The 20,352-nt window shown below is 69.5% G+C and carries 28 protein-coding genes; 18 read left to right on the top strand and 10 right to left on the bottom strand.

All coding sequences use genetic code 11. The annotated features are described in order from the left end of the window. Nucleotides 1–23 precede the first annotated feature (23 nt). From VQH23_RS16190 to VQH23_RS16165, 6 genes are read right to left on the bottom strand one after another with little or no spacing between them, the layout of a single operon-like run. The gene (locus VQH23_RS16190; RefSeq protein ID WP_338661761.1) at nucleotides 24–770 is read right to left on the bottom strand and encodes a hypothetical protein; all 747 of its coding nucleotides are present in this window, start codon (nucleotides 768–770) and stop codon (nucleotides 24–26) included. A gap of 5 nt (nucleotides 771–775) precedes the next feature. Then, on the bottom strand, nucleotides 776–994 hold the full coding sequence (locus tag VQH23_RS16185; protein ID WP_338661760.1) for a hypothetical protein: 219 nt from the start codon (nucleotides 992–994) through the stop codon (nucleotides 776–778). Next, entirely contained in the window at nucleotides 994–2,805 is a 1,812-nt protein-coding gene (locus VQH23_RS16180; RefSeq protein WP_338661759.1) for a bifunctional DNA primase/helicase, read from the bottom strand. Before VQH23_RS16180 ends, VQH23_RS16185 begins: the two co-directional genes overlap by 1 nt. Next, nucleotides 2,802–4,016 carry a DUF1376 domain-containing protein gene (locus VQH23_RS16175; protein WP_338661758.1) on the bottom strand — a complete coding sequence of 405 codons (1,215 nt, stop codon included), beginning with the start codon at nucleotides 4,014–4,016 and terminating at the stop codon, nucleotides 2,802–2,804. The genes VQH23_RS16180 and VQH23_RS16175 overlap by 4 nt, the downstream gene beginning before the upstream one ends. Then, on the bottom strand, nucleotides 4,013–4,864 hold the full coding sequence (locus tag VQH23_RS16170; RefSeq protein ID WP_338661757.1) for a hypothetical protein: 852 nt from the start codon (nucleotides 4,862–4,864) through the stop codon (nucleotides 4,013–4,015). The genes VQH23_RS16175 and VQH23_RS16170 overlap by 4 nt, the downstream gene beginning before the upstream one ends. Beyond that, nucleotides 4,861–5,319: a hypothetical protein gene (locus tag VQH23_RS16165; RefSeq protein WP_338661756.1), complete on the bottom strand. Its 459-nt coding sequence runs from the start codon at nucleotides 5,317–5,319 to the stop codon at nucleotides 4,861–4,863. Before VQH23_RS16165 ends, VQH23_RS16170 begins: the two co-directional genes overlap by 4 nt. 99 nt (nucleotides 5,320–5,418) lie before the next feature. Between VQH23_RS16165 and VQH23_RS16160 the strand changes: the two genes are divergently transcribed. From VQH23_RS16160 to VQH23_RS16100, 13 genes are all read left to right on the top strand, one after another. Then, complete coding sequence (locus VQH23_RS16160) at nucleotides 5,419–5,769, top strand: hypothetical protein (protein WP_338661755.1); 351 nt, start codon at nucleotides 5,419–5,421, stop codon at nucleotides 5,767–5,769. A gap of 239 nt (nucleotides 5,770–6,008) precedes the next feature. Further along, complete coding sequence (locus VQH23_RS16155) at nucleotides 6,009–6,773, top strand: S24 family peptidase (protein WP_338661754.1); 765 nt, start codon at nucleotides 6,009–6,011, stop codon at nucleotides 6,771–6,773. Nucleotides 6,774–6,853: 80 nt separating this feature from the next. Beyond that, nucleotides 6,854–7,156: a hypothetical protein gene (locus tag VQH23_RS16150; RefSeq protein ID WP_338661753.1), complete on the top strand. Its 303-nt coding sequence runs from the start codon at nucleotides 6,854–6,856 to the stop codon at nucleotides 7,154–7,156. 181 nt (nucleotides 7,157–7,337) lie between these two features. After that, nucleotides 7,338–8,501 (top strand): hypothetical protein, encoded by a 1,164-nt coding sequence (locus VQH23_RS16145; protein WP_338661752.1) that lies wholly within the window; start codon nucleotides 7,338–7,340, stop codon nucleotides 8,499–8,501. After that, a complete protein-coding gene (locus VQH23_RS16140; protein WP_338661751.1) occupies nucleotides 8,501–8,704 on the top strand; it encodes a hypothetical protein in 204 nt (67 codons plus the stop codon). Before VQH23_RS16145 ends, VQH23_RS16140 begins: the two co-directional genes overlap by 1 nt. After that, complete coding sequence (locus tag VQH23_RS16135) at nucleotides 8,701–9,045, top strand: hypothetical protein (protein ID WP_338661750.1); 345 nt, start codon at nucleotides 8,701–8,703, stop codon at nucleotides 9,043–9,045. Before VQH23_RS16140 ends, VQH23_RS16135 begins: the two co-directional genes overlap by 4 nt. Before the next feature lies 1 nt (nucleotide 9,046). Further along, entirely contained in the window at nucleotides 9,047–9,613 is a 567-nt protein-coding gene (locus VQH23_RS16130) for a DnaB-like helicase N-terminal domain-containing protein (RefSeq protein WP_338661749.1), read from the top strand. Then, complete coding sequence (locus VQH23_RS16125; RefSeq protein WP_338661748.1) at nucleotides 9,613–9,873, top strand: hypothetical protein; 261 nt, start codon at nucleotides 9,613–9,615, stop codon at nucleotides 9,871–9,873. Before VQH23_RS16130 ends, VQH23_RS16125 begins: the two co-directional genes overlap by 1 nt. 208 nt (nucleotides 9,874–10,081) lie before the next feature. Continuing rightward, nucleotides 10,082–10,258 carry a hypothetical protein gene (locus VQH23_RS16120; protein WP_338661747.1) on the top strand — a complete coding sequence of 59 codons (177 nt, stop codon included), beginning with the start codon at nucleotides 10,082–10,084 and terminating at the stop codon, nucleotides 10,256–10,258. Next, the gene (locus VQH23_RS16115; protein ID WP_338661746.1) at nucleotides 10,255–10,590 is read left to right on the top strand and encodes a ProQ/FinO family protein; all 336 of its coding nucleotides are present in this window, start codon (nucleotides 10,255–10,257) and stop codon (nucleotides 10,588–10,590) included. The genes VQH23_RS16120 and VQH23_RS16115 overlap by 4 nt, the downstream gene beginning before the upstream one ends. Then, nucleotides 10,587–10,952: a hypothetical protein gene (locus VQH23_RS16110; protein WP_338661745.1), complete on the top strand. Its 366-nt coding sequence runs from the start codon at nucleotides 10,587–10,589 to the stop codon at nucleotides 10,950–10,952. The genes VQH23_RS16115 and VQH23_RS16110 overlap by 4 nt, the downstream gene beginning before the upstream one ends. After that, on the top strand, nucleotides 10,949–11,296 hold the full coding sequence (locus tag VQH23_RS16105; RefSeq protein ID WP_338661744.1) for a hypothetical protein: 348 nt from the start codon (nucleotides 10,949–10,951) through the stop codon (nucleotides 11,294–11,296). Before VQH23_RS16110 ends, VQH23_RS16105 begins: the two co-directional genes overlap by 4 nt. Next, nucleotides 11,289–11,510 (top strand): AlpA family phage regulatory protein, encoded by a 222-nt coding sequence (locus VQH23_RS16100; RefSeq protein ID WP_338661743.1) that lies wholly within the window; start codon nucleotides 11,289–11,291, stop codon nucleotides 11,508–11,510. Before VQH23_RS16105 ends, VQH23_RS16100 begins: the two co-directional genes overlap by 8 nt. 76 nt (nucleotides 11,511–11,586) lie before the next feature. Here VQH23_RS16100 and VQH23_RS16095 read toward each other — a convergent pair whose 3' ends face one another. From VQH23_RS16095 to VQH23_RS16080, 4 genes are all read right to left on the bottom strand, one after another. Next, on the bottom strand, nucleotides 11,587–12,012 hold the full coding sequence (locus VQH23_RS16095; RefSeq protein WP_338661742.1) for a BLUF domain-containing protein: 426 nt from the start codon (nucleotides 12,010–12,012) through the stop codon (nucleotides 11,587–11,589). A gap of 23 nt (nucleotides 12,013–12,035) precedes the next feature. Next, nucleotides 12,036–13,358 carry an EAL domain-containing protein gene (locus tag VQH23_RS16090; protein ID WP_338666115.1) on the bottom strand — a complete coding sequence of 441 codons (1,323 nt, stop codon included), beginning with the start codon at nucleotides 13,356–13,358 and terminating at the stop codon, nucleotides 12,036–12,038. A 160-nt stretch (nucleotides 13,359–13,518) separates the two neighbouring features. Further along, on the bottom strand, nucleotides 13,519–14,745 hold the full coding sequence (locus tag VQH23_RS16085; protein ID WP_338661741.1) for an integrase arm-type DNA-binding domain-containing protein: 1,227 nt from the start codon (nucleotides 14,743–14,745) through the stop codon (nucleotides 13,519–13,521). A gap of 119 nt (nucleotides 14,746–14,864) precedes the next feature. Beyond that, nucleotides 14,865–15,710: a tripartite tricarboxylate transporter substrate-binding protein gene (locus tag VQH23_RS16080; RefSeq protein WP_338661740.1), complete on the bottom strand. Its 846-nt coding sequence runs from the start codon at nucleotides 15,708–15,710 to the stop codon at nucleotides 14,865–14,867. A gap of 120 nt (nucleotides 15,711–15,830) precedes the next feature. On the opposite strand from VQH23_RS16080, the gene VQH23_RS16075 reads away from it, so the two are divergent. From VQH23_RS16075 to VQH23_RS16055, 5 genes are all read left to right on the top strand, one after another. Further along, nucleotides 15,831–16,445, top strand: coding sequence for a nuclear transport factor 2 family protein (locus VQH23_RS16075; RefSeq protein ID WP_338661739.1), 615 nt, complete (start codon nucleotides 15,831–15,833; stop codon nucleotides 16,443–16,445). Between the two features lie 75 nt (nucleotides 16,446–16,520). After that, nucleotides 16,521–17,081 (top strand): NADPH-dependent FMN reductase, encoded by a 561-nt coding sequence (locus VQH23_RS16070; protein ID WP_338661738.1) that lies wholly within the window; start codon nucleotides 16,521–16,523, stop codon nucleotides 17,079–17,081. A gap of 130 nt (nucleotides 17,082–17,211) precedes the next feature. Next, nucleotides 17,212–18,126 (top strand): ABC transporter permease subunit, encoded by a 915-nt coding sequence (locus tag VQH23_RS16065; RefSeq protein ID WP_338661737.1) that lies wholly within the window; start codon nucleotides 17,212–17,214, stop codon nucleotides 18,124–18,126. Nucleotides 18,127–18,275: 149 nt separating this feature from the next. Then, complete coding sequence (livM, locus tag VQH23_RS16060; RefSeq protein ID WP_408904342.1) at nucleotides 18,276–19,523, top strand: high-affinity branched-chain amino acid ABC transporter permease LivM; 1,248 nt, start codon at nucleotides 18,276–18,278, stop codon at nucleotides 19,521–19,523. After that, nucleotides 19,520–20,350, top strand: coding sequence for an ABC transporter ATP-binding protein (locus VQH23_RS16055; RefSeq protein ID WP_338661735.1), 831 nt, complete (start codon nucleotides 19,520–19,522; stop codon nucleotides 20,348–20,350). The genes livM and VQH23_RS16055 overlap by 4 nt, the downstream gene beginning before the upstream one ends. Nucleotides 20,351–20,352: the final 2 nt, after the last annotated feature.

Genomic DNA, 20,352 nt, shown 5'->3' with positions numbered 1-20,352 from the left:
TCTACGATCCCTGCAGGGCACCGTCAAGGGTGCTTGTCGGGGCAGAGTTGGAAGTGGTCGGCCAGCTGCATGGCGCCCAGCCGCAGCTTCGGCACGGCGTCCAGCGCGCTGGGGAATAGGCCGCGGGCCACGTCCTCCACCACGTTGCGGACGCTGGCGGAGAGGTGGTCTGACGCCTGGCAGAACTTGCCCCAGGCGGTGGACCGCCGGTCCTTGATCTCGTCGTGCCCGCGGTCCAGGCCGTCACCGCCCCGCTGCACGCCGGGGCTCACCCGGCTGGACTGGTAGAGCCCGGCCAGCTTTTCCATCGCCTCCAGGCGGCGCCCCCACAGCACCCCTGCCCGCTCATAGTGGTCGATCACCCCGTCCCTCACCCGCGCCACCGTGACCCGCTCCAGCTTCGTCAGCCCGTCGTCGCCCTCCCGCGTGTCCACCAGCACGTCCTCCACCTTCACCCCCCTCGCCCGCATGGCCGGGCCCTGCGCGCCCCTGTCGGCATCGCTGGCCCATGTCTCGGACGCTCCCACCCGGCGCAGCTGCGCGCGCTGGGCGGCCAGCCGCTCCGCCTTGGCCGCCGCCTGCTCTCGCGAGACCAGCACGCTGCACAGCATGCGCGCCCGCTGCAGCCGTCCCTCCCGCCCGACGCGATCCGCCTCCTCGGCATGAGGGTCGGGCAGGATCCTGCGGCGGTGCTCCACCAGGGTCGGCGGGAAGACGGGATCGAGCGGCCGCCCGGTGGCGATCTCGCGCACCGGGCGCGGCTTCCTCATGTGGCTCATCGCCTTCCCCCTGGCACCTTCGCCTCGTCCGGGCGCGGCCACCCCGGGATGATCCGCCGCATCTCGTCACCGCTCAGGAAGGCTGTGTTGCCGACCCCGGGCAGCGACATTGCCAGCATGTCCCCGCCGTGCTGGGTGATGGTCGCCTCGCGGGCGATCAGGGCCCGCACCTTCAGCGCGCGCTCCTGGTCGTTGGCGTCCGGCTGCCCCTGCATCACTCGTCCTCGCCGGGCAGCGGCACGGGGGCGTCGGAGTAGACGCCGCAGCGCTGGTCGAGCTCCAGGTAGGCTACCGAGCCTCGGCGCCCCCATTCCTGGAAGCGTGCCTTCTGCAGGTGGATCTGGGTCTGCCCTCCCTCGGTGTGCACGGTGATCGCGACATCGGCCTTGTTCGCCCAGTTGGCGCTGCCGGCGATGTCGTAGGGCGTGGGCGGAAGCACCTTCTTGCCCGGCTTCTCCGGGTGCAGCTTCGTCGGGTGGGCCACCACCCAGACGTTGCAGGAGTGCCGGCGCATGAAGGACCGCAGGCGCTGCAGCGCCCGGCCGACGTACTCGGTCTCGCTGAACTCGCGGCTTCGGCGGTGCTCCAGCTCGTTCCACGGGTCGATGAACAGGTCCGTCACCCCGGAGCGCAGCACCTCCAGCCGCGCCCGCTCCAGGAGCCAGTCCAGCGTTGGCGCTTGGTTCTCCTTGTCCGGGTCAGCGACGAGCATGGCGACGCGCGGGTTCAGGTAGGCCTCGGCCTCCCGCAGCTCGGCGTCGGTCATCTCGTCGCCGGCTGCGGAGCGGTAGTAGGGCTTTTCCCAGAGCACCGAGCCCATGTGCGCGACGAAGCGCTTCCAGGGTTCCATCTCCGGGCTGAAGATGGCGAAGCGGCGCTGGTGGTGCCGCATGATGTGGGCCTTCACGAACATCGCCCAGGTGCTCTTCCCGTGGTTCGGGATGCCGGTGATGACGATCAGCCGCCCCTCGCTGGGCAGCGCCATGATGGCGTCCGTCGCCCGCGTGCCGGTGGACAGCACGGGCGGCTTGCCCTGGTTCCGCAGCGCGACCAGATCGCCCGGCTGGATCCGGTACACGCCCTCGATCGGGTAGGGCTGCGCCGCCTCGATGCACTCCCGCACCCGCTCGGGCCCGTGCAGGCGCAGCACGTCGCCCGCGTCCTTGCAGCCCTCCGGCCAGATCACGAACCAGCAGCGGTGGAAGCCGAGGCGCCGGGCCATCTCCTCTCGCAGGGCCTTGCCCGGCTCGTCGCCATCGCCGGCCAGGATGTGCTTGGCGATCTTGTCCAGCCGCTCGGCGTGCGTGCCGAGGGCGAGGTAGCGCTTCTGCTCCTGGCGCTTTGGGTCGTCGGCCGCCAGCACACGCTTCGACGCGCCATCCTTCAGGCTGACCACCTGCGGATACCCCGCCTCATGCACGGCCATCACGTCCGGCTCGCCCTCGACCCAGATCAGCACGTCGTCGCCGGTCACCGCGTCGATGTTGAACAGGGTCGGCATCGGCGCCTTGTCCTGCATCAGCTCCTTGTCCAGGGAGCGGTACTTCCGGTTCACCAGCCGCCCCTCGAACAGGTAGGGGAAGACGATGGCAGGCTTGTCCTGCCAGGTGTCGCCGGGCTGCCTGAAGCGCTTCGTGGTCTCGTAGATGCCGAATGCGTCCACGGTCTCCTGGCTGATGCCGCGGGCCCGGAACCAGGCGTACAGCCCCTCCGGCCGGCGCTGCTGGTCCTCCCGGTGCGGCGTGGGCTGGAGCACCTCGCGCGGCGGCTCCACCTCGCGCCGCCACCCCTGGCCGCCATCGCGCCGCGGCAGGTGCGCGCCGTCGGTCCAGCCGCAGTGGCCGCGGTGGCAGACCCACACGGCGCCCTCGCCGTCCGGGTCGATGGTGACGGCCAGGCACTCCTCCCGGCTCCGCCCGCCCTCGCAGCGGGGACAGCGCAGGCGCTCGGTGTGCCCGGCCGCGTAGCGCTTCAGGCGGATGCCGTGCTCGCCCAGGAGCTCGGGCAGGTTGTCGGGCGCGCTCATGTGGGGGCGTAGCTCTTCCGGGTCACGGGGTGAGGGGCGGATCGGTTGAATTGCGCCTCGTCCCAGGCGAGGCGCTCAGGCGTCCCGAGCGTGGGCTTTGGCAACTGTCGCACTGCGCTCGGGGGGCGGTCCCAGTAGCTCTCGTTCAGCTCGCGAGCGGGCTTCGCCGGCGCGCCTCCGGAACCGCGGTCGTCGTACTTGCCCTCCGCGACCCGCACGACGCTGTCGGGCTTCGCCGCCCAATCGATGTCGGCCTTCCAGCCCTTGTCGCCGCCGCCGAGGCAGAACCCGGACGAGGCGATCCGGCGCAGGTAGCCGCGCCACCGGTCCAGGTCTCCGCCGAAGTCGCCGCGCAACCTCGCCGCGATGGCGCGCTTCCGGCTGTCGGTGACCTTGGCGACCCGGGACAGCCCGGCCGGGACGCAGATCGCCTCCCAGGCCGCGAGCGCCTCGTCCACGGGGCTCGGGCCGGCTGCCGCGACCTCGGGGGGTGGCGCTGGCGAGGAACCCCCACCAGCCCCGGCAGCGGGCGCGTCGCCGTCAGGCGACGAGAGCGTAGCTCTTCTTCTTTCTCCCTCTCCCTCTCCCTCTCCCTCTCTTAGCCGTGCGAGGTCGTGACGGGGCGTGACAGGTTCCGTGACAGGTTCCGACCTGTCACGCGTGACAGGGTGTGCGGGGTCATGTGACGGGGATGGGCCTGTCACGTCGTCGGGCGTCTCCGCCAGCATCGCGCGCAGGTCGGCGGTGCTGGCATTCCAGGACACTGTGAGGCCCCGCCCGCGTGCCTGCTCGAAGAGGCGGTCACGCTCCTCGCGGGCCCGGCGCTGCCGTTCCGCGGCGCTCTCCCGCCTCGTGCGATGCGCGCCGCGCTTCTCCCAGGCCGCCAGCGCCTTCTCCGCCACCACGGGGTGGTAGAGCCGGCCGTCGCTGCACAGGACCCAGCCGCGGAGGGCGTGCTCCTTCACCTTCGGCCAGCGGGCGCCGGCTTGGGAAAGGTGGGCGAGCATGCGCGGGTTGTTCGGCACGCTGGCCGCGGGCTGCTGGTGCCAGCTCTCCAGCCACAGGGTGAGAGCTGCCACTTTCTCCTCGGCGGTTCCCAGCACCCAAGTTTCGCTGGTGAGCAGCCGCCGCACGTCCAGCTGCATGTGCTGGAAGTCCCGTAGGTCGCAATCTGGCGGCGTGAGAGGTTCCGGCCGGGCGTCCTGGGTCAAGCAGGCACCTCAACCGCCTCGATCGGCGAGAACGGCAACAGAGACGGCCTGCCCAGCCGGCGCCGCGCCCTGTTCTGCGTCTCCACGTCCTCACGCTCACCGATCCAGATGGCGCCTTTCGCGTTCAGGCACACCAGCAAGGCGTGCATGAAGTTCGTTTCGCCGTGCCAGTCCCGGACGATGCCTTGGAAGCGCATGAAGGCCGCCACCGGGTTCTGTCGGGCCGCCGCATCCAGGGCGTCCTGGAATACCCGCATCCGGTCGTTCGGGATGAAGCCGAAGCGGTCCAGCTCGTCGTGGACCTCCTCCTTGCTCAGGGTGCTGAGCTGCGCCTGGATCATCTTGTCCGCTCGGGTGCGCACGCCACCGGGAAACAGCGGCGCGGACCTGTCAGCCCTGGCCAGCGTGGGCACCGGCCCAGGCTCCGGACGGAAGTCGAAGGTGACGCAGAGCGGCGAGACCTCGATGGAGTGTCGGCCGTCCGGGCCGGTGCCGTACCAGGCCTGCGTGACAGTGCCGCGCTGGCGGGATGCGTCGGTCTCGATCAGCAGGCCGCACCGGCTCGGTTTGATCTGACCGGGCTCCAGCGGATCCGACACGCCGTAGAAGGCGCTGCTTACCCCGTCCCACTCGATCCAGACCACCTCGGCGGGGGCTACCGCGAGGCAATGCACGTCGCGCAGCCAAGCGGCGTCCGACGATCCCATCACGGCGGCAAGGCGCCCTGCCGGTGGCGTGACTTCAAGGTGCAAGGCCGGCGCGATTGCCTGGGCGAGGCGCTGATAGTCCGGCTGGAGCGGGTGGCGCTTGTCGCGGCCAGCCGCGACGATCCGGTCGGCGAGCCTCATGCCGTGCCCTCCTGGCAGGGCACCATGGCCGCCGCAGCCGCCGCCGCCCGGACCGACACGTCCAGCAGCTCCCGCTGCAGCCGCCCCAGGTCCTCAGCGCAGAGCCGCCCGTCCGACATACCCGCGGCCATCGCGGCGAGCACGTCATTCATCTCGGTAGCCACCGCGGCGACGTGCTTCATGGCGTCGCCCGGCTTGCCGTCGTCCAGGCGCTCCAGCCGGTGGCGCGACCGGCGGGCGAGTTCCTTCGTCACGAGCGGCTCGCCGGCGATCTCCTCCAGCCGGCAGACCACGTCGATCGGCAGATGCTGGTCCGAGGTCGGGCTGTAGCAGTTTGCGATCTGGCTCTTGCCGATACGGGTGCAGCTGGCCGCCGCCTCCAGGCCTCCGACCTTCTCGATGAGCAGCCGGGTCGCCACCTTCAGCGGCATGTCCACGGGGTGATGCTCGCTCATGCGAGGGCTCCGGCGGTGAGGGCGCCCGCATTGGAACGGTTCCAATATGCAGGGCTGGCGGGTTGGGAGAGGGTCCGCGCATCAGCCACGGAGGCAGTGATGAGCGAGACGACGAATGGGGTGGAGGTGCTGGTCGGCGTCGACGGGCAGACCTCGCGGGTAGCCGGGCGGGACCTGGGCCCTGCGGAGCTGGAGACGCTGATCTGGCGGCTGATGGCCGCGCGCGCCGAGATGCTGCCGCGCCGCCTGCCGGTGGAGTTCGTGGGGGAACGGATCGTGCTCGGCGTGACCGCCGCCGTCCGCAGGGGTGGTGACGGGCAGGAACTGACCTGCATCCTGACGCCGGCAGGTTGGATGGGCGCGGTCATGCCGCCACCCGTGCGCGAGGCCGGGCGATCTTCTTCGGCCAGGGCGCGCCCTCGGGCCAGTTCGAGGAGAACCACTCCTTGACCCGCTCAAAGGTGTCGACCGTGCAGGACCCCTCGCCCCGGAGCCGGGTAAAGAAGTGCGTATCCCGGCCGGCCAAGTTCGCTACCGTGGCCTCGCTCCTGCCTGTGATCGCGGCGAACCTCTCCGCCAGGACCACCAGCTCGTCTGTGAGCCGCATGCGGCCTCCGCGCCATTTTTGTCTCAGTGGCACGATAGGGTTGGCGCAAGCCAGCCGCAAGGCCCTGCGCTAAAAACCGCGCATGGAAAACGAGCTAGAGATGCTGATCCGCCGCATCAGAGAGCGGATGGACGTCATGGGCTGGAGTGAACGGGAGACCATGCGTCAGGCCGGCGTGAATGAGCACGCGCTCCGCAATATTCAGAAGGGGCACTCGCCCCGTCCGCAGACATTGGCGAAGCTCGCCAGCGCGCTCAAAGTGCCGCCCAGCTACTTCCTACTGGCGGCAGCGCCTCAAGACGGCCGGCCGGGCGTCCTTCAGATGGAGACTGTCTTCGTGAAGGGCGCTGTGCAGGCAGGCGTATGGACGGACGCTCTGGAGTGGGATCCGGGCGACTGGATCGAAATCCAGGCCCCAACAGACCCGCGCCTTCCCAAGGGGGCGGAACGCTTCGGGCTTCTCGTCAGAGGGCGATCCATGGACAGGGTATATCCCCCCGGCTCCATGCTGATCTGCGTCCGCTATTACGACCTGCTGCGGGGCCCCAAGACTGGCGACGACGTCATCGTCATGCGCCGAAGTGTCCAACTCGGCGGGTTCGAGGCGACAGTGAAGGAGTACCAGATGGACGAGGAAGGGCGTCACGTCCTGTGGCCCAGAAGCACCGACCCCGCCTTTCAGGCGCCCATCGTCATCCCGCAGGGCGCCGCGCCGGTCGCCTCGCCGAACGGTAGCTTCGCCACCCAGGACTGGGATCACGCAGCCTTCCACCAGGCCGGGGAGCCAGACGTACTCATCACCTCACGGGTCATCAGCGTGCTCATGGATCGCGCCACCGATCTCTAGCGCGATATTTTTGGCGCGTTCACGCTTGACGCGCCAATTCTAGCGCATCACTATGGGGGCACCCACCGAGGGAACTGCCCGTGCCCACCACCTACATTGTCCTCGCCGATGATGGCCGCCACGTCAGCCTGACCCGCGGCGGCATGCCTTGTGAGGCAGACCAGCACGACGCCGGGTACCGCCTCGCGCAGCAGGGCCAGGGCGGCTGGCTCGTCCGCATGGACGGCGACTACTGGGCAATGTCGGGCCGCCTCGACCTGACCGAGCAGGTGATGCTCGCCCCCACCTCCACCACCTTCTTCGACGCCGGCGCCCGCTTCCGCGCACTGCGCCGCGCCGCCCTTGGCCTGCCACCCTCCGAGCCGGAGAGCGTCGCCGCCTGAGACCCCGCCGCCTGGGCGGGTGATCCCAGGCGAAGCGGGCCGCTGGCGGAGGTGGTGCTCCCCCAACGGCCCTGACCATCAACCGCGATAGGCCAGGAGCCTCCGATCAATGGCTGTGAGGACTGATACCGCCTCCAGGGCGGGTGGGAAAAGTGCGTCCGGTGTCCGGGACGCCATTCGCGTGCCGAGGGCGAAGGAAGTCGCCGCTGCGCCCGCGGTGGAACAGCGTGTGCAGCCGGGCCAGTTCGATCCGCGCCCCCTGCTGGAGGCGATCGAGAGGGACCTGCCCGGCGCGACGACGGTCGAGGCGATCTTCGGGCTGCTGCACCGCCTGGACGGCATCGACACGCAGCAGCCGGCGCGCGGCTCCTGGGGCGTGACCGACGAGGAGGCGCAGCCCTGGGTGGATCGCTGGATCGCGGTCGAGAACGTGCTGAAGGCGCGGCTGGCCGCGATTGCGGTCCCGCTCTCCCCCGGTCACATGGCTGACGCCCTCGCCTTCGTCATCGAGGACCAGCACCGCAGCCCCGGCGTTTACTCCTCCGACGACGCCACCTTCGCCATCGCCCGCCGCGTGGAGCACGAGCTGCGGGCGCAGGCGGATGCGACGGCCGACGATGCCGAGGGGATCCGCGTCTGCGATGGGCATGCCGCGTTCATCGCCGCGATGAACGAGCGCGGGAGCGGCCGGGACGATTGCCCGCACTGGCTTGCCTACGCCAGGAGCCGCGACGCGGTGACCAACTTCGAGCCGCGTTCCCAGGCCGGGTTCGCTGCCAAGGCGCGGGCGGCGAGAGCCGAAATGCGGGACCCTGACGGCAGCTATCAGCTGAACGGCACCATCGCCGAGAGTTGGGCGAAGGACATCGTCCTCTTCATCGGGACGGACCAAGTGGGCTCGCTCCGCCCGCTGCCGCCGTGCCCTGCCGCCGCCCTGCTGCCGGACTTCATCCAGGCGGACTGCGCGGAGGAGGCCTGGTCCACGAAGATGGCAGAAACGCTGCACGAGAAGCTGGCTTCGCAGGTCGCCGGCGCCCGCATGGACGCGCTGTGGCGCCTGCTGCCCACCGTGCGGCCCAGAAGCCCGGCCGGGGCGTTCCTCTGCCTTGCTGGCGCGTCTCGTCTCGTATCGGACGTGGAGGATTTCGAGCACCCGCGCGAAGAGATCAGCCGCATGCTGGAGGAGGCGCGCACGCTGCTCTCCGGCGCCTATTACATCTTCGCCGCCTTGCACGCGACCGGCGGCGCCGAGCGGTTCTGCAACCACTACCTCGGCATGTATCGCTACCCGCACGCCACGCCCGACGAACACGCGGCGGCGATGTCCCAGGTGAGCGCCACCTGATGCGCCCCTTCCTTCCCTGGGCCACCAGCGCCGCCCTTCTCCTCGGCGTGCCGCCCGCGGCGGCCGCGATCTTCGTAGCGGTGCAGTCGGAGCTGCGCATGCCGGCCGCTATGGGTGCCCTGGTAGAGGTGAGCGCCCAACCGCTCACCCTCTGCCCGGACGTGGCGCGCCCGATCCGCCGGACTACGGGAGGGCGGACGTGACAGTCATCGCTTGGCCCGACGTGCTGGGCCGCCTGAACCGCGCCGTGCGCGAGGCAGGCGGGGAGAGCGCCTTCGCCAGGAAGTACGGCCTGCCCCGCCAGGACGTGCACGAGGCGATGAAAGGCAACCGCCACCCCGGCCCCGGCATGCTCGCTGCCGTGGGCGTCCGCAAGGTCGTGGTGACCTCCTACGAGGTGGTGGCCGCGCCCGTGCCTCCCGCCGCGGACCCTTCCCCCGGCACCTGCGCCTGCCCCGCCACCGCGGAGCGGGCCTGCAAGAACCCGGTGTGCCCGCGTCAGCCGGCGCACCTCCGAAAGATCCCGAACCCGGAGGCCGCCTGACATGGCGAATGCACTCATCCTGACCGGTTCGACCGGCCGCATCATTCTTGGGCCGGAGAGCGACGGTACGCACGGCCGCATCATGCTGCGGATTGAAGATCGCGGCTCGGATGCGTCGGCGTCCCAGACGGCCATCCTGGGCGACCGGCACATCCGGAAGATCGTGGACTACCTGCAGGGGCGCGCCGCCCTGAACGTGCCACCCTCGGACATCGAGGCGGAGCAGCTGGTCCTCGGCTCAGTCCTCGCTCATACCGAATTCTTCCGCATCCTCGTGCAGGACGTGTCCCGGCGCGTGTTCGTGGACCCCGTCCATCAGCGCATCTGGGATGCGATCGAGCTGCTGCATGGCAAGGGCGTAGCGCCGACGACGGAGGCACTACGCGACTATTTCGAGTGCAACGACGATTTGGGCGAGGTCGGTGGGCCGGCATACCTCACTCAGCTCGCTTCCAGGTCCTGCACCCTGATTGTAGCGGCTCAGCTTGCCGGGAAGCTGGAGGACATGCGCCTGGCGCGCGAGGCGATGGCCGGGCGCTACGACACCGACGCGGACATCCCCTTCTGATGGTCGTTTCCTCCCAGGAGCATCTCGTGCGCCTCCCGAAGTCGGTCACGGCCGACGACGTGATGGTGCTGGCCGGCTCGTGCCGGCGCGGCGCCCAGCGGCTCCGGGGCTCGGTCACCTACAAGGACCTTTCCCCCTGCGCGGTGGCGGCCGCCGAGACACGGATCGTCACCCTGACCATGCTAGAGCCGGTGCTGGTGCGGGTCGCGCGCGAGATGCGCGAGGAAGATGCCTTGGAGCGGAGGGCGGCCCGTGGCTGACGCCCTCTCTGATGGCCTGCTCCGCTCCGCCCGGATGCGCCCTTCCGCCTGCACGGCCCGGCAGCTCGACCGATGGTCGGGGCTTTCTGCTCCGCCTGCTACGGCAAGCGCTGGTGCGGGAACGGCGGCATCTGGTTCTGCACGACCTGCCACCCCGACGTCGAGGCCTCAGGGGCCGGCGAGATCGTGGAGACTGGAGGCGCTGGCCATGGCTGACGCAGCCTGCCTCGACACGGCGCCGAGCCGCGAGTTGCCCGGAGATCCCGGGGATCTGCCACCGCCCTTCATCAGCATCGGGGTCGCGGTCCAGCGCTTGCTGGAGACCATGTGCTTCACCAGCGAGGCGCGCCTTGCTGACCAGATCCAGGAGGTCTTCGGAGAATGAGCCGTCGATCCGAGTACTGGGTGCGCTGGGACCAGCACCGTGCAGCCCTGGGCACCGCCTTCCCGGCCGCCTTCCCGCCGGACGGCCAGCCCCGCCCGGCGCTGACGATTGGTGTGCACCGGCTGCTGGAGGAGAGTGGCGTGGTCCCGCGCCATGAGGTCCGCCTGTTCCTGCGGGAGTGGGTTCGGCGGCCGCAGTACCTCCGGGCGGTCGCTGCCGGGGGGCACCGCGTAGTGCTGAACGGCTCACCCGCCGAGCCTATCACGCCCGAGCAGGTCGAGCTGGCGCAGACGCTGCTGGCACGGCGCGCTCGGAAGGGAGCGGCGGCATGACCTTCGCGGGCACCCCGCCCGGCTTCCACGCCGGGGACATGAGCCGCAGGACGGTGGCGCTTCGCCCCGGCCTGGGGCTGACGGACCTGCAGGTGGAGAACATCCGCCGGCTGCGGCGGAAGCGGCAGGACGCGCCGGAGATCGCGGCCGCGCTGAACCTCGCCCAGGACAAGGTGGAACGCGCCCTGCTGGCGATGCGGACGCCGAAGCCAGACCGGAAACGGCGCAGCCTCAACGTGACCCTGGAGGCGGCCGCGTTCGTGGACCGGGAGAAGCGGCCCGGTGAGGCGGGCTGGAAGGTCGTGGACCGGCTGGTGGACGAGCTGCTGACACGGCGGCGCGCGGCGGGAGGGCGGGCGTGAACGGGCCCGTCACCTACCCTTTCCGCACGGCCGAGGATGCCTGGTTCTGGACCATGGCTCGGCTCGTGGCCCGGCAGGAGGGCGCCAAGCCGCCTGCTGGCCCGCCCCGGCCCTGCACCGCCGACGACGTGGTGCTGGTGCTGGATCGGCTGATCAAGGCCGGCGCGCTCCACTACCACCACGCCATCGTCCTGAGGACCTGGGGCGAGGTGGGCATGCTGCCCGACGGGCCCCGGAGGCCTGGCAGTCACGGGCTGGAGCAGTGCCAGTGGGACGAGGCCATGCGCGCCCTGGACGCCCCGCTGCGGGCCAAGGGGTTTGTCGGGGAGGCCGCCCATGGCTGAGGCCGAGGTGGACTACCTCATCCGCATTGGGGAGGTGGAGAAGCAGACCGGGCTGGGCCGGTCTTCGATCTACCGGCGCATCCGCGAGGGCAGCTTCCCTGAGGCGCTGAACGTCGGCGGCGGTCAGGTGCGCTGGCGACAATCTGAAGTGAAAGGCTGGGCCGACACACGAGAGCGAGTGACGTTTGGCCCACAGCTCGCTTCAGCGGAGTAGGCGGGCGCTTATTGGCACCAAGCAGATGATGTAACGGCTACGGTTCCCGGCCTGAGGCTGGCCCAGTATCCAGCGATCACTGGGCGCCCTGTCGAAGAACTACGCCTCGAAGGAGGTCCAGGATGCGGGTGGCAGAAGCTTGATGAACGGCAGGTTCGGCTAGGGGGGAGAACGCGATCTCCTCATTCCGAACCGCCCCTGCGTAAGCCATAGACCAGTCGCCGAACTCCCTTGAGGCAGGCTCGCACGCAAGGACGACAGTCTCGCTGTGCCTGGGATCCATCTGAATGCGCTCGAACACGCCGTGGACAGCATCCAGTTCGCCCTCCAGCACTTGGGCAAAGCAACTGGAGTTGAACAACAGCGCACCAGTGATGCCATCCCGCGCATTGTTGTGGCGGGACACTGCAAGAATTTGATCCACTTCCCGCTTCATGTCCTCCACCGGTCCATGTAGCGTGTTCTGGCTCACGTAAATCAAACGGTAGATCTTGTTCAGCACGGCCATTGCTCCTCCTGCCCCTCCTACTGCTTCAGGTACCGGTGGATCAACTTAACAGCGTCTGACGATGGGACTGGCCGGCTCAGGTGGTAGCCCTGAGCTTCCGTGCAGCCGTCTCCACGAAGGCGGAGCATCTGCTCGGCAGTCTCGACGCCCTCAGCAGTCACACACATGCCGAGACTGGCTCCGAGTGCCGTCACCGCGCGCACGATCTGTACATCGTCAGCAAACGATCGATCGATCTTCACGCGATCAAAAGGAAAGCTTCGAAGTTGTGTTAGGGACGAATATCCGGTGCCGAAATCATCGAGGGCGATCTGGACACCTAGAGCTTTGATCGCCTGCAACTGCTTCATCACATCTGGACCGTTACGCAGCAGCGCAGTCTCTGTAATCTCCAGTTCAAGCCGTGAGCCGGACAAGCCCGACCCTGCGAGCGCAGCTTGTACCGTCGGCAGCAATGAGCCTGTGCTGAACTGAGAAGGCGCAACGTTCACCGCGACGGTCAGGCTGTCCGGCCACCTTGCCGCCTCGGCACAAGCCTCTCGGATCACCCACTCACCAATCCGAGTAATGAGGCCGAGTTCCTCAGACATCGGGATGAAGCTGTCGGGAGGAACCAACCCGCGTTGAGGGTGCCGCCACCGAATAAGCGCTTCAAAACCGCTAAGCTGATCAGTCCGCAGGTCGAGCTTGGGCTGGTAGAATAGCTCAAACTGCCCTAGCGCCAGCGCAGCGCGCAGATCGAATTCAAGCGCCTGACGAGCTTCCGCTGCCGTCTGGAGTGATGGCTCAAAGAAGGTGAAGCGTCCCCGACCATCTGCCTTGCTCTTGTAAAGTGCAAGGTCAGCGCGGCGAAGCGCGTCATCCAAAGTCGAACTTGGTTCGGCAAGCGCGATCCCGATGCTTGCGCCGATATTCGCGATGCTCCCATCGATCATGTATGGGCGGCTTATGAGGTCAACCAGCCGAGCAGCTATGCTCGCGGCCGTGTCCCGAGTGACGGGGTTGTCGAGAAGCACCGCAAACTCGTCGCCTCCGAGGCGAGCGGGCAGATCTTGTTCGCGAAGAGCAGATCGAAGTCGCACCGCAACCTTGCGAAGCAACTCGTCACCGGCTGGGTGACCGAGGCTGTCGTTGACGGCCTTGAACCGATCAAGATCGAGCAGCATGACTGCTGTGCAGCGATCACTTTGCTTGCCATGGGTGAGCTCAGCGAAGGCCAGCACTTCTTCCAATCGCGCGCGGAACTCGCGGCGGTCAGCCAGCTCTGTAAGTGCGTCACCACGCCAGAGCGGCCCCTCACAGGTTAGGCAGCGACGCCCCGCGGAATGCCGCGATCGCATCTCGGCGGAACTATCCATCAGGTTGTTGACCCCTTACTGTGGCCGATAACGCCGCTAGCCCTAGCATTGTTTCTACCCGAGGGTGATCAGCAGGAGATTAATGCAACCATCGCGAGTGGTTTGGGTGTAGAGCGGGAGCTAGGTGTCAGGTCACCCAGCTTCACCTGATTAGTGCCCTCGCCTCCGGCCGCCCCTCCAGCAGCAGGTCTGCCCAGATCCCTGCCAGCTCGCGGCGGCGGACGGAGCGCTCGGAACGGTTGTAGGCGGCCTCAATGCGGTCCTTCGGCTTGTGGGCCAGCATCAGGTCGATGACCGGCTTGTCCGCCGGGTGCCGCTCGTTCATCACCGTGGAGAAGGCCGCCCGGAACCCGTGGGGGACATGCCGGGCGGCGAAGCCGGCGCGGTTGAGCAGGTAGCCGATCGTGTTGGCGCTGAGCGGCTTGTGGGCATGCCGGAGGCTGGGGAAGACCAGAGGCCCCTTCCCGCTCAGCTGCCGCATCGCCCGCAGCACCGCCACCGCCTGCGGCGCCAGAGGTACGCGGTGCGCCACCCCCATCTTCATGCGCTCCTCCGGGATGTCCCAGACCGGCAGGTCGCCCTCCAGCCCGTCCACCTCGTCCCAGCGCATGCCGCGCAGCTCGCCAGGGCGGACGGCGGTCAGCGCCAGCAGCCGCAGCGCCAGGCGAGTGGAGCCGTGGGCGTTCTGCTCCTCCCCGGCCGTCAGCACCTCGCGTACGCCGCTCAGAGTGGTGAGGGCCGGCTGGTGCCGGTCTCCGGCGATCGGCGCCATCGCGCCGCGGATCACCGCCGCCGGGTCGTTCTCGGCCAGGCCGGACGCGATGGCGAAGACGCAGATGGCCGAGATCCGCTGGCGGACCATCCGGGCCATGTGCGGGGTGTTCGCTTTCTCCAGGTCCCGGATCAGCGCCAGCACCATGGGGACGGTGATCTCGCGCACCGGCAGGCGGCCGAAGCGGGGCAGGATGTGGTTGTCCAGGGAGGCCTGCACGTTCTTCGCGTGGGCGGCCGCCCAGATCCCCCGGCGCTGCTCCAGCCACTCCTTCGCCAGGATGGAGAAGGTGTCCGCCGCGTCGGCGCGGCCGCGGGCCCGGCGCAGCCGGCGCTCCAGGCTGGGGTCCTTTCCCTGGTCCAGCAGCTTTCGCGCCTCGTCCCGCGCCTCGCGCGCCTGCGCCAGGGTCACGTCCGGGTAGGCGCCGAGGGACAGCATCTTCTCGTTGCCGCCGAACTCGTACCGGTAGCGCCAGAGGCGGGAGCCGGTGGTCTCCACCTGCAGGTGCAGGCCGCGCCCGTCCGGGAGCCGGTAGGGCTTCTCCTTCTTCGCGGCGCCGCGAACTTGCTTGTCTGTCAGTAGCTTGTCGCCCGCCACACCCACGCTCCGTCCTACCCGGTCAGGCCCTAATTCTACCCGGCTTCCTACCCGGTGCGCCAGCGACAAGGGCCAGGGTAGGGCGATCTAGATGGGACAACCTGACGCAGGGCAAGCCTTCAGTGACGGGCCGGATGGGCGACCCGCGCTCCGGCTGGCGCGGCGCGTCTATACCAGGTCTGGATGTCGAAGTCCGGGGCGCCGAGAAGTTCGGCGACTGTGGGCACCTCGGGCAGTAGCGGGGAGCGATCCCGCGAGGTGATGGCGAGCGCCCTCGCCTCCCCTCCCCGGATCCCGCCGAGCACGGAGGAGGCGGGCTCCACCACCAGTTCCACCTCGCCGTTGCGCAGGGCCACCAGGGCGGCGGGGGTGCCGCGATAGGGAACGTGGGTGAGGCGGAAGCCGGCCGCGGCCTGGAACGCCTCCGCCACCAGGTGCTGCGTGCTGCCGGCGCCGACGGTGGCGACGTGCAGCGCGTCCGGTGAGGCCTTCGCGCGGCGGGTGAGCTCGGCCATGTCACGCGGCGCCTCCGGCCCCGTGCCGGCCAGCAGGACGAGGCCTACGGAGGCCACCATCGCCACCGGCTCCACCTCCGCCAGCGGGTCGTAGGGCAGGCGTCGGTAGAGGGCGGCGGAGACGGCGTAGCCGTTGTTGATGAGCATCAGCGTGTGCCCGTCCCGCGCGCGGGCCAGGGTCTCGGCGGCCATGGTGCCGCCGGCGCCCGGCCGGTTCTCCACCACCACGGGCTGGCCGAGGGCGGCGGCGAGCGGCGGGGCGATGATCCGCGCCAGGATGTCCGTGGTGCCGCCGGCGCCGAAGCCCTGGATGAAGCGGATGGGGCGGTCCGGCCAGGCGGCGCGGGGGCTGCCCTGCGCCAGGGCGGCGGGCGGCGCGAGGGAGGCGGCGAGCAGGCCGAGCGCGCGGCGGCGCGCCATCCCTGGCGCCCCCCTTGGCAGGTGGGTCATGGACACTCTCCCGGATGGGCCGGCCTTGCGGCGCCGGTCCCGCTTTGCCGTCATTGGGGATGGTCGGAGCACCAACCGTCAAGCACGATGCGGCGGAGGGAATGAACGGGAGGGAACGCGATGCCGGGTGATGCGCTGTTGCGCCGCCTTGCGGTGATGGAACTGGTGCAGAACTGGGCCGTCTGGCGCGATGCCGGCGACTGGGAACGGTTCCGCACGGTCTGGGCGCCGGAGGGGCGAATGATGGCCACCTGGTGCCAGGCTCCGGCGGAGGGATTCATCAGGGCGAGCCAGGAGGGGTGGGCGAAGGGCGTCTCCATCCTCCACTTCCTCGGCGGCTGCTCCGTGGACATCGTGGGGAAGCGGGCCATCGCCCAGACGAAGATGACCATCTCCCAGCGCGCGCCCGTGCACGGCGTGGTGGTGGACGTGGTCTGCACCGGCCGCTTCTACGACTTCATTGAGGAGAAGGCGGACGGTTGGAAGATCGTTCTGCGCCAGCCGATCTACGAGAAGGACCGGATGGATCCCGTGAACCCGGCCGAGCGGCTGGAGCTGGACCCGGAACTGCTGGGCCGCTTCCCCGAGGGCTACCGGCACCTCGCCTACCTGCAATCCGGGATCGGCTACGAGGTAAAGACCGACATGCCCGGGCTGAAGGGGGAGAAGGTGGGTGCCCTCTACGCCGCCGGCGCTGCCTGGCTGCGGGGCGAGGCGCTGGACTGGGAGGAGTAGGACCACCCCGCGCGGTGGCGTGTCCCGCCGCACGGGCCTATGCCCTTCCCGACATCACTGGAAAGTCCCCTGACCATGGCCAGCTTCAAGATCCTCGCCGTCTCCGGCAGCCTTCGTAGGGGCTCCCACAACACCGCCGTGCTGCGCGCCGCCCAGGAACTGGCGCCGGAAGGGGTGGAGATCACGATCTACGAGGGGCTGGGGGACATCCCGCCCTACAACGATGACGTCCGCACCGGCGAGGGCTACCCGGCCCCGGTGGAGGCCTTTCGCACGGCGCTGCGGGAGGCGGATGCGGTGATGATGGCGACGCCGGAGTACAACTACTCCATCCCCGGCGTGCTGAAGAACGCGATCGACTGGGCGTCCCGCCCGCCGGAGCAGCCCTTCAACGAGAAGCCGGTGGCGATCCTCGGTGCCTCCCCCAGCCTGCTCGGCACCGCCCGCGCGCAGTACGACCTGCGGAAGATGTTCGTCTTCCTCAACGCCCACGCGCTGAACAAGCCGGAGGTGTTCATCATGCAGTCCGGCGGGAAGATCGACGCCGAGGGGCGGGTGACGGATGAGGCGACGCGGGGCTTCATCGCCGGGCAGGTCGCGGCGCTGCGGGACTGGGCCATCCGCCTGAAGGGCTGAGGCGGCCCGCCGGCCGCGCCCCCCTTGGCGCGGGGCGGGCCGGCGGCGTAGCGTGGCACAAGGGATGCTACACCGCCGAGAGGCGGGCCAGGGGGAACACCCCCGGCCATGAACGTATGGGAGACCGCGCTTGGCCTATGCCCTGCAGCAGCTGATCAACGGCGTCGCGTTGGGCATGATCTACGGGTTGATCGCTGTGGGCTACACGATGGTCTACGGGATCATCGGGATGATCAACTTCGCCCATGGCGACATCTTCATGGTGGGCGCCTTCATCTCCCTCATCTCCTTCGTGCTGATCGCCATGGGCGGCTGGACGGCGGGGCCGGGCGCGATCCTGTTGGTGCTGCTCGTCTCCATGGCGGTTACCGCTCTCTATGGCTGGAGCGTGGAGCGGGTAGCCTACCGGCCCCTGCGCGGCTCCTTCCGGCTGGCGCCGCTGATCTCGGCGATCGGCATGTCCATCGTGCTGCAGAACTACGTGCAGGTGGCGCAGGGCGCGCGGGTGAAGCCCATCGAAGCCCTCGTCACCGGGAGCGTGGAGCTGTGGCATGGGAACGGCTTCGCTGTTTCGATCTCCACCATGCAGGCCACCATCATCGTGGTGACGCTGCTGGTGCTGGGGATCTTCACTTGGCTCGTCACCCGAACGCCGCTCGGCCGCGCCATGCGCGCCTGCGAGCAGGACCGGAAGATGGCGGGGCTGCTGGGGATCGACACGGACCGCACGATCAGCATCACCTTCGTCATCGGCGCCGCGCTCGCCTCCGTGGCGGGCACCATGTACCTGCTGCGCTACGGGGTGATCGACTTCTACATCGGCTTCCTGGCGGGGGTGAAAGCCTTCACCGCCGCCGTGCTGGGGGGCATAGGATCCTTGCCCGGGGCGGTGTTGGGGGGGCTGCTGATCGGGCTGATCGAGACCTTCTGGAGCGCCTACTTCTCCGTCCAGTACAAGGATGTGGCGACCTTCTCGATCCTCGTCATCACGCTGATCTTCATGCCCACCGGGCTGCTCGGCCGGGCGGAGGTGGAGAAGGTATGAGCGATTCCGTCCTCGGCGGCCCGCATGAGGGCGGCGTGTCGCGCGGCGACGACGGCGTGCCCGGCCCCGGCCAGACGGGCGGCATCCCCCGCGGCCCGGCTCCCGCCGCACCGCGCCCGCCGATCGCGCACGCGCTGCGGGACGCGGTCATGGCGGCCCTCGTCTCCGCCGTGCTCTTCGTGCCGCTGGTCGGGCTGCGGACGGATGTGGGGCCGGGCAGCGGGCTGATCATCCGCACGCGCTGGATGGACGTGGCGATCCTTGTCGGCCTCGTCTTCGTCGGGCGGCTGCTGCTGAACCTCTGGCAGGACCATCGCCCGGCCCGCACGGCGCCCACGGCAAGGCGCACGGAGACGCTGCGCCGCATCGGCACCTTCGTTGCGCCGCTGCTGCTGGGCTTCGCCGTCGTCCTGCCCTTCCTGCCCGGCACGTCGCGCTACGTGCTGGATCTCGGCATCCTCGTGCTGACCTACGTCATGCTGGGATGGGGGCTGAACATCGTGGTCGGGCTCGCGGGGCTGCTCGACCTCGGCTACGTCGCCTTCTACGCCGTCGGCGCCTACGCCTACGCGCTGCTCTCCACCCAGTTCGGCCTTTCCTTCTGGGTCTGCCTGCCGCTGGCGGGAATCCTGGCGGCGTTCTGGGGCGTGCTGCTCGGCTTTCCCGTGCTGCGGCTGCGGGGCGACTACCTGGCGATCGTGACGCTGGCCTTCGGCGAGATCATCCGGGTGCTGCTGATCAACTGGGTGTCGCTGACGGGCGGGCCGAACGGGATCTCCGGGATTCCCCGCCCCTCCTTCTTCGGCCTTTCCTTCAGCGCGGGCGGCGGGCCCGGCTCCTTCTCCGACTTCTTCGGGCTGGAGCCCTCGCCCACCCACCGCGTCGTCTTCCTGTACTACCTCATCCTCGTCCTCGCCCTGCTGACGAACTGGGTGACGCTGCGGCTGCGCCGCCAGCCCCTGGGCCGCGCCTGGGAGGCGCTGCGGGAGGACGAGATCGCCTGCCGGGCGCTCGGCATCAACGTGACGAACACGAAGCTGACGGCCTTTGCCATCGGCGCCATGTTCGGCGGCTTCGCCGGCGCCTTCTTCGCCACCCGCCAGGCCTTCATCAGCCCGGAGAGCTTCACCTTCATCGAGAGCGCTATCATCCTCGCCATCGTCGTGCTCGGCGGCCTCGGCAGCCAGCTCGGCGTCGCGCTGGCGGCGCTGGTGATGATCGGCGGGTTCGAGGCCTTCCGCGACCTGGAAGAGTACCGGATGCTCGTCTTCGGCGGCGCCATGGTGGCGATCATGGTGTGGCGTCCGCGCGGGCTGGTCTCCACCCGCACGCCCTCCATCGCCCTTGGGAAGCGCCGCGCCATCTCGGGCGACCTCGTGGGGGAGGGCCAGGGATGAGCGCGCCCATTCTACAGGTCCGGGATCTCGTGATGCGGTTCGGCGGGCTGACCGCCGTGAACCACGTCTCCTTCGAGGCGGCGCGGGGCGACATCACCGCCGTGATCGGGCCCAACGGCGCGGGCAAGACCACCGTCTTCAACCTTATCACCGGCTTCTACACGCCGAGCGCGGGCGAGATCATCCTGCACGGGCGGGAGGGGGAGCGCGGGCTGCACACCACCGCCGGCCACCGCATCGCCAAGGCGGGGGTGGCGCGCACCTTCCAGAACATCCGCCTCTTCGGCGGGATGACCGTGCTGGAGAACCTGCTGGTCGCGCAGCACAACCGCCTGCAGGCGGCAACGGGCTTCGGCATCGGCGCGGTGCTCGGCCTGGGCGGCTATCGCGCGGCGGAGCGGGAGGCGATCGAGCGCGCGAAGCACTGGCTGGTGGCCACGGACCTGCTGGACCGGGCGGACGACCCGGCGGCGGCCCTGCCCTACGGCGCGCAGCGTCGGCTGGAGATCGCGCGGGCCATGTGCACCGATCCCGTGCTGCTCTGCCTGGACGAGCCCGCCGCCGGGCTGAACCCGCGGGAGTCGGAGGAACTGGCGGCGCTGATCCGGCTCATCCGGGACGGCGGCTGCTCCATCCTGCTGATCGAGCACGACATGGGCGTGGTGATGAACATCTCCGACCACATCGTCGTGCTGGACCACGGCAAGAAGATCGCCGACGGCACCCCGGCCGGGATCCGAGAGGACGAGGCGGTGATCGCCGCCTATCTCGGCACGGGCGACGAGGACGAGGAACCCGCCCCCGCCACGGCGGAGGGCGCGGCATGAGC

The sequence above is a fragment of the Pararoseomonas sp. SCSIO 73927 genome (assembly GCF_037040815.1).
GTDB lineage: Bacteria > Pseudomonadota > Alphaproteobacteria > Acetobacterales > Acetobacteraceae > Roseomonas.
Note: the sequence above shows the minus strand (reverse complement) of the source record. Positions and strands in the feature narration are given on the sequence as shown.